The organism is Klebsiella sp. 141251, assembly GCF_050600725.1.
Taxonomy (GTDB): Bacteria; Pseudomonadota; Gammaproteobacteria; order Enterobacterales; family Enterobacteriaceae; genus Klebsiella; species Klebsiella aerogenes.
In genome coordinates this window covers 471,275-483,612 of sequence record NZ_JAQIRG010000001.1, presented here as the reverse complement: position 1 = coordinate 483,612, position 12,338 = coordinate 471,275, and the positions used below count along the sequence as shown (strand labels likewise).

Below are 12,338 nucleotides of genomic sequence, written 5' to 3'. Positions count from 1 at the left end.
TTGGATATGGGGGTATTTGCTGCAAAAAAAAGCGGCGCAGGTTTCGCTGCGCCGCTGAGGCAAAACTCTACTCAGGAGCCTTACTTGCCTTTAATCTCGAACAACGGCGTTTGGCCGGCGACAACGTTACCCGTTGCCTGAATCACCAGCGCGCTGTAATCATCGCTGTTGCTGCAGACGACCGGACTAATCATCGAGCGAGCGTTGGCGTTGAGGAACGCCAGATCCATTTCCAGAATCGGCTCGCCGGCTTTCACCTGTGCGCCCTCTTCAACCAGACGTTTAAAGCCTTTCCCTTCCAGCGCGACGGTATCGATGCCCATATGGACGACGATTTCCGCACCGTTATCGGTTTCCAGGCAGAACGCGTGGTTGGTGTTGAAGATTTTCACCACCGTACCGGCCGCCGGCGCGACAACGATGTTATCGGTCGGTTTCACCGCGACACCGTCACCGACGGCTTTGCTGGCGAAGGCTTCATCCGGTACCTGCTCAAGCGCCACCACTTCGCCGGTAATCGGGGAAACCAGCGCTTCGACGGTTTTAGCGTTGGCAACCGCCTGCGGTTTGGCCACAGGCGCGGCGGCTGGCGCGCTGTCAGTCGAGGCAGCCGCTGCGGCAACCGGGCCACGCGCCACCACTTTCTTCATCGCGTCGCCCACGGATTCCGCTTTCGCGCCAACGATGACCTGGATGGTCTGTTTGTTCAGTTTCACCACGCCGGAGGCGCCGAGACGTTTACAGGCGGCATCGTTGACTTTCGCCGAGTCGCCGACGGTCAGACGCAGACGGGTGATACAGGCATCAATAGCTTTCAGGTTATCGGTACCGCCTACGGCTGCGATGTAGTTGGTCGCCAGCTGAGTCAGACCTTCTTCGGTGTTGCTGTTAGCTTCTTCAGTCACGACGTCGTCGGTTTTATCTTCACGACCCGGCGTTTTCAGGTTGAACATGCGGATAACCGCGCTGAACAACAGGAAGTAAACGAAGAAGAACACCACGCCCATCACCAACAGCATCCAGACGTTTTTGCTGGCTGCCGGCAGGCTGTACATCAACACGTAGTCGATAGCGCCCGCGGAGAAGGAGAAGCCCGCATGGATACCCAGCGCCGTTGCGATGAACAGGCTGATACCGGTCAGGATTGCGTGCAGGAGGTACAGCAATGGCGCCAGGAACATGAACAGGAATTCCAGCGGCTCGGTCACACCGGTCAGGAACGCGGTGATGGCGACGGACAGCAGCATACCGCCGACCATCGGACGACGCTCTTTCGGCGCAGCCAGATACATCGCCAGCGCCGCGCCCGGCAGACCGAACATCATGATCGGGAAGAAGCCGGACATGAACATCCCCGCGGTGCCGTCACCGGCGTAGAAGCGGTTGATGTCGCCGTGGAAGACCGCGCCCGCGGCGTTGGTGAACTCGCCAATCTGGAACCAGGCAATGGTGTTCAGCACCTGATGCAGACCGGTTGGGATCAGCAGACGGTTGATGAAACCGAAGATACCGGAGCCCAGCGCGCCCGCAGAGACGATCCATTCGCCGCCCGCATGAATAGCGTGCTGTACCGGCGGCCAGACATAGCCGAAGATAGCAGCCAGCACCAGACAGAAGAAGCCGGTAGCGATCGGTACGAAGCGTTTGCCGCCGAAGAAGCTCAGGAAGTCTGGCAGTTTAATGCCGGCCCAGCGGTTATAAACAGCACCCGCGACCAGACCGGTAATGATACCCGCCAGCACGCCCATGTTAATTTCCGGGTTAATGGTGACCATCGCTTTGGTCATCACGAAATAACCTACCGCGCCGGCCAGCGCCGCAGAACCCGCATTATCCTTGGACCAGCTTGATGCCACGCCGATGGCGAAGATCAACGCTAAGTTGTCAAAGATTGCCCCACCCGCTTGCGCGATGAAGGGTACGTTCAGCAGATCTGGTTGCCCGAATCGCAGCAGCAATGCCGCGACCGGCAGCACTGCGATAGGGAGCTGTAAAGCCCTACCCAGCCGCTGAAAGAAACCTAAAATATTCATCTTATTCCCCCTATGAGACCCCGATGAGGCTCATTTCAAAGCCACTTTTTTATTGTGTAACAAGGTCGGATTTATCACTTACCGGCAAAGTGTGTGAAAAATTAATTCGTATCGCAAATTAAACGGGTATTTTTTGTGACTATAATCACCAAATATCGTATTCACCCCTCCCTTTGACTGGCTAACATCGAAAACTTATTTTATCATTCAAAAAATCAACACGGATTGACCCCGGTCGGCGCAGTTGCTGCAATACTCTTCATAGTATGCTGGCGCCAATCCGCCAGGTTCTAATTTAACTATAGAGGTGAAGAATGAGACTGATCCCCCTGGTAACAGCTGAACAAGTAGGTAAATGGGCTGCCCGTCATATCGTTAACCGCATTAACGCGTTCAAACCGACCGCGGACCGTCCGTTCGTACTGGGTCTGCCTACCGGTGGTACGCCTCTTACCGCTTACAAAGCGCTGGTTGAAATGCATAAAGCAGGCCAGGTTAGCTTCAAGCACGTTGTTACCTTCAACATGGATGAGTATGTTGGCCTGCCGAAAGAGCATCCGGAAAGCTATCATAGCTTCATGCACCGCAATTTCTTTGACCATGTTGATATTCCGGCTGAAAATATCAACCTGCTGAATGGTAATGCGCCGGATATCGATGCAGAATGCCGTCGTTATGAAGAAAAAATTCGCTCCTACGGTAAAATCCACCTGTTCATGGGCGGCGTAGGTAACGATGGTCATATCGCGTTTAACGAACCGGCCTCTTCTCTGGCATCCCGTACCCGTATTAAAACCCTGACCCATGACACCCGCGTGGCCAACTCTCGTTTCTTCGATGGCGACGTGGATCTGGTGCCGAAATATGCGCTGACCGTGGGCGTGGGTACCCTGCTGGATGCGGAAGAAGTGATGATTCTGGTGCTGGGCCATCAGAAAGCGCTGGCGCTGCAGGCGGCGGTAGAAGGTAACGTCAACCACATGTGGACCATCACCTGTCTGCAGCTGCATCCGAAAGCGGTTGTGGTCTGCGACGAGCCGTCCACGATGGAACTGAAAGTGAAGACCCTGAAATATTTCAACGAATTAGAAGCTGAAAATATTAAAGGTCTGTAATGTAGTCCGTCCCGCGCCCTGGCGTGGGACCATCTTTTTCTTTGTATGCAACGCCAGAACAATGCGAGTTGAGCTGGTGGGGCGTATATACCGGGGGTCGTAATGTATGCATTAACCCAGGGCCGGGTTTACACCGGTCATGAAATTCTCGATGACCATGCGGTTGTTATCGCCAATGGCCGTATCGAACGTCTCTGTCCGCTGGCTGATTTGCCGTCTGAAATTGAGCAACGCTCGGTCAACGGCGCGATTATTGCCCCCGGTTTCATCGACGTCCAGCTGAACGGCTGCGGCGGCGTGCAGTTCAACGATAGTCCGGATGCGGTCACCGTCGAAACGCTGGAAATTATGCAGAAAGCGAACGAACGTTCCGGCTGCACCAACTTCCTGCCGACGCTGATTACTTCCAGCGATGATCTGATGAAGCAAGGCATCCGCGTGATGCGCGAATACCTGCAAAAACACCCCAACCAGGCGCTGGGTCTGCATCTGGAAGGACCGTGGCTGAATATCGTCAAGAAAGGCACCCATAACCCGGACTACGTGCGTAAACCGGACGCCGCGCTGGTTGATTTCCTGTGCGACAACGCCGACGTTATCACCAAAGTGACGCTGGCCCCTGAGCGCGTCGAGCCGGAAGTGATCCGTAAACTGGTCGCCGCCGGCATCGTGGTTTCGGCAGGCCACTCTAACGCTACGCTGAAAGAAGCGAAAATCGGTTTCCGCGCCGGTATCACTTTTGCGACGCACCTTTATAATGCCATGCCGTATATTACCGGCCGTGAACCGGGCCTGGCCGGCGCCATTTTCGACGAGCCGGATGTCTACTGCGGTATCATCGTTGACGGCATGCACGTCGACTACGCCAACGTGCGTAACGCGAAACGGCTGAAAGGCGATAAACTATGCCTGGTGACCGACGCCACTGCGCCGGCAGGGGCTAATATTGACCAGTTCATTTTTGCTGGTAAAACAATATACTACCGTAATGGTCTGTGCGTGGATGAAAACGGCACTCTCAGCGGTTCTTCGCTGACCATGATTGAAGGGGTACGTAACCTCGTTGAACATTGCGGCGTGGCGCTGGATGAAGTGTTGCGTATGGCGACGCTCTACCCGGCGCGCGCGATTGGCGTGGACAAGCAGCTCGGTAGCATTGCGCCGGGTATGGTCGCTAACCTGACCGCTTTCAGCCGCGATTATAAAATCATCAAGACCATCGTTAATGGTAACGAGGTCGTCACTGAGTAAGTAAAAGTATGACAGCAGGCGGACAAGCTCAAATTGGTAACGTCGATCTGGTAAAACAGCTGAACAGCGCGGCCGTCTATCGGCTGATTGACCAACATGGTCCCATCTCGCGCATTCAGATAGCGGAACAAAGTCAGCTTGCCCCTGCCAGCGTAACCAAAATTACGCGTCAGCTTATTGAGCGCGGCCTGATCAAAGAAGTCGATCAGCAGGCCTCCACCGGGGGGCGCCGCGCCATCTCTATCATCGCGGAAACCCGCAATTTCAACGCTATCGGCGTGCGGCTAGGCCGCTATGACGCCACCCTGACCCTTTATGATTTAAGCAGTAAAACGCTGGAAGAAGAGCACTTCCCGCTACCGGAGCGTACCCAGGAAACGCTCGAGCACGCGCTGCTGAATATCATCGCCACCTTTATTGAAAATTGTCAGCGCAAAATCCGCGAGCTTATCGCCATTTCGGTCATTTTGCCGGGGCTGGTCGACCCTGAAAGCGGCGTTATCCGCTATATGCCGCATATTCAGGTGGAGAACTGGGGGCTGGTCGAAGCGCTGGAAAAACGCTTTAACGTCACCTGTTTTGTCGGCCACGATATCCGCAGCCTGGCGCTGGCCGAGCACTATTTTGGCGCAAGCCAGGATTGCGAAGACTCTATTCTGGTGCGCGTACACCGCGGTACCGGCGCGGGCATTATTTCCAACGGGCGTATTTTTATCGGCCGTAACGGCAACGTTGGCGAAATTGGCCATATCCAGGTCGACCCGTTAGGCGAGCGCTGTCACTGCGGCAACTTCGGCTGTCTGGAAACCGTCGCCGCGAACGCCGCTATTGAGCACCGTGTCCGCCATCTGCTTGAGCAGGGCTATCAAAGCCGTATCACGCTTGATGACTGCAATATCAAAACTATCTGCAAAGCGGCAAATAAAGGCGATGCGCTGGCCTGCGAAGTGGTCGAATACGTTGGCCGTCATCTGGGCAAAACCATCGCCATCGCTATCAACCTGTTTAACCCGCAAAAAGTGGTGATTGCCGGTGAAATCGTCGAGGCGGAAAAGGTGCTGCTACCGGCCATTGAAAGCTGTATCAACGGCCAGGCGTTGAAAGCGTTTCGCCACAATCTGCCGGTGGTACGCTCGACGCTCGATCACCGCTCAGCCATCGGCGCCTTTGCGCTGGTCAAGCGCGCGATGCTCAACGGCATCCTGTTACAGCATTTGCTGGAAAGTTAATCCAGCTTTATAGTTTCGCCTTTCGTTAATGATGTTGGACTGTTCATGACCATTCAAAACGTAATTTGTGATATCGACGGCGTGCTGATGCACGATAACGTGGCTGTTCCCGGCGCCGCTGAATTTATCAAGCGCATCCTGGATAAAGGTATGCCGCTGGTGATGCTGACCAACTATCCTTCGCAAACCGGACAGGACCTGGCCAACCGCTTCGCCACCGCCGGTATCGAAATGCCGGATACCGCGTTCTACACTTCCGCCATGGCCACCGCCGATTTCCTGCGTCGCCAGGAAGGTAAGAAGGCCTACGTGGTTGGCGAAGGCGCGCTCATCCACGAATTGTATAAGGCTGGCTTCACCATCACCGACGTTAATCCTGATTTCGTCATCGTTGGCGAGACCCGCTCCTTTAACTGGGAAATGATGCATAAAGCGGCTTTCTTTGTCGCCAACGGCGCGCGCTTTATCGCCACCAACCCGGATACTCACGGTCGCGGCTACTACCCTGCTTGCGGCGCGCTCTGTGCGGGGATTGAAAAAATCTCCGGCCGGAAACCGTTTTATGTCGGTAAGCCGAGCCCGTGGATTATCCGTTCCGCGCTCAACAAAATGCAGGCCCACTCCGAGCAAACGGTGATCGTCGGCGATAACCTGCGTACCGATATCCTCGCTGGTTTCCAGGCGGGCCTTGAGACCATTCTGGTGCTCTCCGGAGTCTCCACGCTGGACGATATCGATAGCATGCCGTTCCGCCCGTCGTGGATTTATCCGTCGGTCGCCGAAATCGACGTTTTTTGAGCCGAAACCACGTCCCAGGACGTGGTTTTTTATTTATAGCGCCGCTAAAAATAGATTCATCTAATGAAAATGGCTTATTGCTAAACATTCATCAATAAAGCTGCGCTAAACATACGCATTTTTCAACATTCAACAATCAGTATTGCACTTTTTACTTTTCCGCCGGTAAATCTCTTGCGCCCCACTCTCCTTTACGGCATTTTCTTTAACACGCACTAAGACCTTGCAAGAGACGAGGTCTGCACAACATCACCACATGACAGGGTAACGGAGAAGGCTATGTGTTCTATTTTTGGCGTACTGGATATTAAAACTGACGCAGGCGAACTGCGTAAAAAGGCACTGGAACTTTCCCGCCTGATGCGCCACCGCGGACCGGACTGGTCCGGCGTTTATGCCAGCGATAAAGCGATTCTCGCCCACGAACGTCTGTCGATCGTCGACGTCAACGCCGGGGCCCAGCCGCTCTATAACCAACAAAAAACCCATGCGCTGGCGGTCAACGGTGAAATCTACAACCACCAGGCGCTGCGCGCCGAATATGGCGACCGCTACCAGTTCCAGACCGGTTCCGACTGTGAAGTGATCCTCGCGCTGTACCAGGAAAAAGGGCCGGAGTTCCTCGATGAACTGCAGGGAATGTTTGCCTTCGCGCTGTATGACAGCGAGAAAGACGCTTACCTGATTGGCCGCGACCATATCGGTATTATCCCGCTGTATATGGGCCACGACGAACACGGCAACTTCTACGTAGCCTCCGAAATGAAAGCGCTGGTGCCGGTTTGCCGCACGATTAAAGAGTTCCCTGCAGGTAGCTACCTGTGGAGCCAGGATGGTGAAATTCGCCAGTACTATCAGCGCGACTGGTTCGACTACGACGCGGTAAAAGACAACGTCACGGATAAAAACGAACTGCGTCAGGCGCTGGAAGAGTCGGTGAAAAGCCACCTGATGTCCGATGTCCCTTACGGCGTGCTGCTTTCCGGCGGCCTGGACTCTTCGGTGATTTCGGCCATTACCAAAAAATACGCCGCACGCCGCGTTGAAGATCAGGAGCGCAGCGAAGCCTGGTGGCCGCAGCTGCACTCATTCGCGGTCGGCCTCGAAGGCTCCCCTGACCTCAAAGCGGCACAGGAAGTCGCAAACCACCTCGGCACCGTGCATCACGAAATTCACTTTACGGTGCAGGAAGGGCTGGATGCGATCCGCGATGTTATCTATCACATCGAAACGTATGACGTGACCACCATTCGCGCCTCGACGCCGATGTACCTGATGTCGCGTAAAATTAAAGCCATGGGCATCAAAATGGTGCTCTCCGGCGAAGGCTCCGATGAAGTATTCGGCGGGTATCTCTACTTCCACAAAGCGCCGAATGCCAAAGAACTGCATGAAGAAACGGTGCGTAAACTGCAGGCGCTGCACATGTTTGACTGCGCCCGCGCCAACAAAGCGATGTCCGCCTGGGGGGTAGAGGCCCGCGTACCGTTCCTCGATAAGAAATTCCTCGATGTGGCGATGCGCATCAACCCGCAGGATAAAATGTGCGGCAACGGCAAAATGGAAAAACATATTTTGCGCGAATGCTTTGAGTCCTATCTGCCGGCCAGCGTCGCCTGGCGCCAGAAAGAGCAGTTCTCCGACGGCGTAGGCTATAGCTGGATTGATACGCTGAAAGAGGTGGCGGCAAAACAGATTAGCGACCAGCAGCTGGAGACGGCGAGCTTCCGCTTCCCGTACAACACGCCGACCTCTAAAGAAGGCTATCTGTACCGCGAAATCTTCGAAGAGCTGTTCCCGCTGCCAAGCGCGGCGGAATGCGTCCCCGGCGGCCCGTCCGTCGCCTGCTCTTCGGCGAAAGCCATCGAGTGGGATGAAGCGTTCAAAACCATGAACGATCCATCAGGACGCGCGGTCGGCGTCCACCAGTCGGCTTATAAGTAAGCCATTCCGGCGAATAACGGATCCTACGGGGTCCGTTTTTTTATGCCGAATTTGGCAAATAAAAACGATAAATAATCAATTCTTGCCGATTATTGCAGCATGCTGTTCGCAACCTAACCAAACAGTCACATTACGACGATTTTCCTTGAAAAAGTGGTTGACGCTCGCAGGCCCAATACGCATAATGCGCCCCGCAACGCCGATAAGGTAACGCGAAGAAAAGATGGCTACGTAGCTCAGCTGGTTAGAGCACATCACTCATAATGATGGGGTCACAGGTTCGAATCCCGTCGTAGCCACCATCTTTTTTGCGGGAGTGGCGAAATTGGTAGACGCACCAGATTTAGGTTCTGGCGCCGCAAGGTGTGCGAGTTCAAGTCTCGCCTCCCGCACCATTCACTAAAAAGCGTTGCACGGATGGGGTATCGCCAAGCGGTAAGGCACCGGTTTTTGATACCGGCATTCCCTGGTTCGAATCCAGGTACCCCAGCCATATTTCTTCGATATTTGCGGTTAGCCGCGACGGTATTGGGGTATCGCCAAGCGGTAAGGCACCGGTTTTTGATACCGGCATTCCCTGGTTCGAATCCAGGTACCCCAGCCATCGAAGAAACAGCATGACAATTTGGCTACGTAGCTCAGCTGGTTAGAGCACATCACTCATAATGATGGGGTCACAGGTTCGAATCCCGTCGTAGCCACCATATTCAGGACTATCGGTTAACATCGGTAAATCCGTAAAAATTTGTTGGGGTATCGCCAAGCGGTAAGGCACCGGATTCTGATTCCGGCATTCCGAGGTTCGAATCCTCGTACCCCAGCCAAATTCAAAAGACGTTCCTCTGTGAACGCAACCTGTTGGGGTATCGCCAGGCTGTAAGGCCACCGGGCTGAGTCCGGCACACGAAACACCAGCAGACAATTGGGGTATCGCCAAGCGGTAAGGCACCGGATTCTGATTCCGGCATTCCGAGGTTCGAATCCTCGTACCCCAGCCACTTATTAGTAAAAAAGCTCACTTCGGTGAGCTTTTTTGCTTTCTGCTGATGGCTATTTCCCCGCCGGGGACTGCAAAACCTGCCCGCAGTCCCATGGGTATAGACTTACTACAATCCTAATGCATACTTCAATGCCTGGCGTTTCAATACTCCGGCACGTTCGGCTGCCATCAGGCCAATATTACGCAGCACGCGTACCGGCGCTAAATCGTTGCTGAAGCCCGCATAGAACAGATCCATGCCGGATTGCATAATAAAGTTATCCGCCCGGCGCCGCGCCTGATAGCGCTTCAGCACCGGCAAACTGGACCAGGCCTCACCGCGCCCGCGGGCTTCCGCCAAAATATCCAGCAGCGCGTCCACGTCGCGATAGCCAAGGTTGACCCCCTGCCCCGCCAACGGATGAATGGTATGCGCCGCATCCCCAACCAACGCCAGTCCCGGTTGCACGTACTGCAACGCATGACGGCGGGTTAACGGGAAGGCGCCGGCGCTCATTGGCGTCACGCTGCCCAGACGTTTTGGGAAATGCGCGGTAATTTCCTGCTGCAGTTGGGCCATCGACATCGCCTGCAGCTGGCGGATGCGCGCCGGGGTGTCGTACCACACCAGCGACGCCCAGTTATCAAATAGCGGCAGGAACGCGCGCGGCCCGCTGGGGGTAAACTGTTGCCAGGTACTATCGCCGGGATCGTCGGCGCACTGCACGCTAATTAACATACAGGATTGCTGATATTGCCACGCCTGCACGCCAATGCCGGCCAGCTCGCGCACCTGCGAATTCGCGCCGTCGGCGCCGATCGCCAGTTGCGCCGCGCAAACGCTCTCATCGCTCAGGCGCAGCGAAACGCCCTGCGGCTCACGATTAAGCTCGCTTAACGTCACGCCAACCCGCAAGGTCACCTGCGGATGGGCTTCGAGCGCCTGCCACAGCGCCAGCTGTAGCACGTTATTTTCCACCATATAGCCAAGCTCAGGCAGCTTCAGTTCGGCGGCATTAAAGTCAACGTGCGCGCTTTCCCACTCCCAGGTTTCAAGACGCCGATAAGCATGCGCGCGCATAGCGCGCACCGCCTCCCAGACGCCGAGGCTTTTGAGCAGGCCGACCGACGACGCGCTGATCGCCGAAATACGCACATCTGGCGCCGCAGCGGCATCAAAGGCCGGAGGCGCGTGTTTTTCTATCACCGCTACCGAAAACCCGTGTTGCGCCAGCCCCAGCGCCAGCGCGCCGCCGACCATTCCGCCGCCGACGATGGCGATATCTGTTGCATGAATTGTCATGGCAATTATCCTTAAAGCTGATTTCCTTAAGTTTACCGGATTTTTTGCGCCTTGCGGGGATCGTGGTCGCACTGGTCAGGTGGCAACCAAAGCATTACAATGCGTACCCTGCAAACGAATTCTAATTCTTAACTTATACCCGTCTTTATAATTGAGCATGAGCAAGTCGATGACAAAAAAACTCCATATTAAAACCTGGGGCTGTCAGATGAACGAATACGATTCATCCAAGATGGCCGATCTGCTGGATGCCACCCATGGGTATCAACTCACAGAAGTGGCCGAAGAAGCGGACGTGCTGCTGCTCAACACCTGCTCAATTCGCGAGAAGGCGCAGGAAAAAGTGTTCCATCAGCTTGGCCGCTGGAAACTGCTAAAAGAGAAAAAACCCGGCGTCATTATCGGCGTCGGCGGCTGTGTCGCCTCCCAGGAAGGCAAGCTGATTCGCCAGCGCGCCCATTACGTTGACATTATTTTTGGCCCACAGACGCTGCACCGCCTGCCGGAGATGATCGACGCGGTGCGCAACAACCATAAACCGGTTATCGACGTGAGCTTCCCGGAAATCGAAAAATTCGACCGTCTGCCGGAACCGCGCGCCGAGGGGCCGACCGCCTTCGTTTCCATCATGGAAGGCTGCAACAAATATTGTACTTACTGCGTGGTGCCCTATACCCGCGGTGAAGAAGTGAGCCGTCCGTGCGACGATATTCTGTTTGAAATCGCCCAACTGGCGGCGCAAGGGGTGCGTGAAGTGAACCTGCTGGGGCAGAACGTTAACGCCTGGCGCGGTGAAAACTACGACGGCACGACCGGCAACTTTGCCGATCTGCTGCGTCTGGTCGCCGCCATCGACGGTATCGATCGTATTCGCTTCACCACCAGCCACCCGATTGAGTTCACTGACGATATCATCGAGGTCTATCGCGATACTCCTGAACTGGTGAGCTTCCTGCATTTACCGGTACAGGCCGGTTCCGATCGCGTACTGAACCTGATGGGCCGTACCCACACCGTGCTGGAATATAAAGCGATTATCCGCAAGCTGCGCGAAGCGCGCCCGGATATCCAGATTAGCTCCGATTTTATCGTCGGCTTCCCTGGCGAAACGACGGAAGACTTCGAAAAAACTATGAAGCTGATTGCCGAGGTTAACTTTGACGTCAGCTACAGCTTTATCTTCTCTGCCCGCCCGGGCACCCCGGCGGCGGATATGGTCGACGATGTTTCTGAAGCCGATAAAAAACAGCGCCTGTACATTCTGCAGGAGCGTATTAATCAGCAGGCGATGGCGTGGAGCCGCCGCATGCTCGGCACCACCCAGCGTATTCTGGTAGAAGGCACGTCGCGTAAGAGCCTGATGGAGCTCTCCGGGCGCACCGAGAACAACCGCGTGGTGAACTTCGAAGGCACGCCGGATATGGTCGGTAAATTCGTCGACGTGGAAATCGTCGATGTCTACACTAACTCATTACGCGGCAAAATCGTCCGCACCGAAGACGAGATGGGGCTACGCGTCGTGGAGTCGCCGGAGTCGGTCATTGCGCGTACGCGTAAAGAAAACGATCTGGGCGTCGGCATCTATCAGCCGTAATCCCCGCAGGCCTGTCGGTTCCGGCAGGCCTTGCATTTCCCCTCCTCGCCCCTATATCTACAGCAATGCTTGCGCCATATTCCCGTGACGTG

General features: G+C 55.2%; 8 protein-coding genes and 7 tRNA genes. 13 read left to right on the top strand and 2 right to left on the bottom strand.

Going from position 1 to position 12,338, the window contains the following annotated elements:
- Positions 1–80: 80 nt before the first annotated feature.
- Complete coding sequence (gene nagE / locus PGR09_RS02280) at positions 81–2,033, bottom strand: PTS N-acetyl glucosamine transporter subunit IIABC (RefSeq protein ID WP_047049264.1); 1,953 nt, start codon at positions 2,031–2,033, stop codon at positions 81–83.
- A gap of 314 nt (positions 2,034–2,347) precedes the next feature.
- Here nagE and nagB point away from each other — a divergent pair, with 314 nt between their 5' ends.
- The 12 genes from nagB to PGR09_RS02220 all read left to right on the top strand — a co-directional run bounded on the left by nagB (position 2,348) and on the right by PGR09_RS02220 (position 9,368).
- Entirely contained in the window at positions 2,348–3,148 is an 801-nt protein-coding gene (gene nagB / locus PGR09_RS02275; protein ID WP_015367707.1) for a glucosamine-6-phosphate deaminase, read from the top strand.
- A gap of 102 nt (positions 3,149–3,250) precedes the next feature.
- Positions 3,251–4,399, top strand: a complete 1,149-nt coding sequence (gene nagA / locus PGR09_RS02270; RefSeq protein ID WP_015367708.1) for an N-acetylglucosamine-6-phosphate deacetylase — start codon at positions 3,251–3,253, stop codon at positions 4,397–4,399.
- 8 nt (positions 4,400–4,407) lie between these two features.
- Positions 4,408–5,628, top strand: coding sequence for a DNA-binding transcriptional regulator NagC (nagC, locus tag PGR09_RS02265; RefSeq protein WP_015367709.1), 1,221 nt, complete (start codon positions 4,408–4,410; stop codon positions 5,626–5,628).
- 45 nt (positions 5,629–5,673) lie between these two features.
- Entirely contained in the window at positions 5,674–6,426 is a 753-nt protein-coding gene (locus tag PGR09_RS02260) for an HAD-IIA family hydrolase (RefSeq protein ID WP_430915766.1), read from the top strand.
- Between the two features lie 279 nt (positions 6,427–6,705).
- On the top strand, positions 6,706–8,370 hold the full coding sequence (gene asnB, locus PGR09_RS02255; protein ID WP_015367711.1) for an asparagine synthase B: 1,665 nt from the start codon (positions 6,706–6,708) through the stop codon (positions 8,368–8,370).
- Positions 8,371–8,595: 225 nt separating this feature from the next.
- A tRNA-Met gene (locus PGR09_RS02250) sits at positions 8,596–8,672 on the top strand.
- Positions 8,673–8,680: 8 nt separating this feature from the next.
- Positions 8,681–8,765 (top strand) — tRNA-Leu (locus PGR09_RS02245).
- A gap of 23 nt (positions 8,766–8,788) precedes the next feature.
- A tRNA-Gln gene (locus PGR09_RS02240) sits at positions 8,789–8,863 on the top strand.
- 36 nt (positions 8,864–8,899) lie between these two features.
- Positions 8,900–8,974: transfer RNA gene (locus tag PGR09_RS02235), tRNA-Gln, on the top strand.
- A gap of 23 nt (positions 8,975–8,997) precedes the next feature.
- Positions 8,998–9,074, top strand: a tRNA-Met gene (locus tag PGR09_RS02230).
- A gap of 45 nt (positions 9,075–9,119) precedes the next feature.
- Positions 9,120–9,194 (top strand) — tRNA-Gln (locus tag PGR09_RS02225).
- 99 nt (positions 9,195–9,293) lie between these two features.
- Positions 9,294–9,368 (top strand) — tRNA-Gln (locus tag PGR09_RS02220).
- Between the two features lie 108 nt (positions 9,369–9,476).
- On the opposite strand, the gene ubiF is transcribed toward PGR09_RS02220, so the two are convergent.
- Positions 9,477–10,652: a 3-demethoxyubiquinol 3-hydroxylase gene (ubiF, locus tag PGR09_RS02215; protein WP_047049269.1), complete on the bottom strand. Its 1,176-nt coding sequence runs from the start codon at positions 10,650–10,652 to the stop codon at positions 9,477–9,479.
- A gap of 169 nt (positions 10,653–10,821) precedes the next feature.
- Between ubiF and miaB the strand changes: the two genes are divergently transcribed.
- Positions 10,822–12,246, top strand: a complete 1,425-nt coding sequence (gene miaB / locus PGR09_RS02210; protein ID WP_045381508.1) for a tRNA (N6-isopentenyl adenosine(37)-C2)-methylthiotransferase MiaB — start codon at positions 10,822–10,824, stop codon at positions 12,244–12,246.
- The last annotated feature ends 92 nt before the right edge of the window (positions 12,247–12,338 follow it).

Bases quoted from the DNA above. Each gene is read 5' to 3' on its own strand.
- nagE (WP_047049264.1), bottom strand. From the start codon at position 2,033: ATGAATATTTTAGGTTTCTTTCAGCGGCTGGGTAGGGCTTTACAGCTC.
- nagB (WP_015367707.1), top strand. From the start codon at position 2,348: ATGAGACTGATCCCCCTGGTAACAGCTGAACAAGTAGGTAAATGGGCT.
- nagA (WP_015367708.1), top strand. From the start codon at position 3,251: ATGTATGCATTAACCCAGGGCCGGGTTTACACCGGTCATGAAATTCTC.
- nagC (WP_015367709.1), top strand. From the start codon at position 4,408: ATGACAGCAGGCGGACAAGCTCAAATTGGTAACGTCGATCTGGTAAAA.
- PGR09_RS02260 (WP_430915766.1), top strand. From the start codon at position 5,674: ATGACCATTCAAAACGTAATTTGTGATATCGACGGCGTGCTGATGCAC.
- asnB (WP_015367711.1), top strand. From the start codon at position 6,706: ATGTGTTCTATTTTTGGCGTACTGGATATTAAAACTGACGCAGGCGAA.
- ubiF (WP_047049269.1), bottom strand. From the start codon at position 10,652: ATGACAATTCATGCAACAGATATCGCCATCGTCGGCGGCGGAATGGTC.
- miaB (WP_045381508.1), top strand. From the start codon at position 10,822: ATGACAAAAAAACTCCATATTAAAACCTGGGGCTGTCAGATGAACGAA.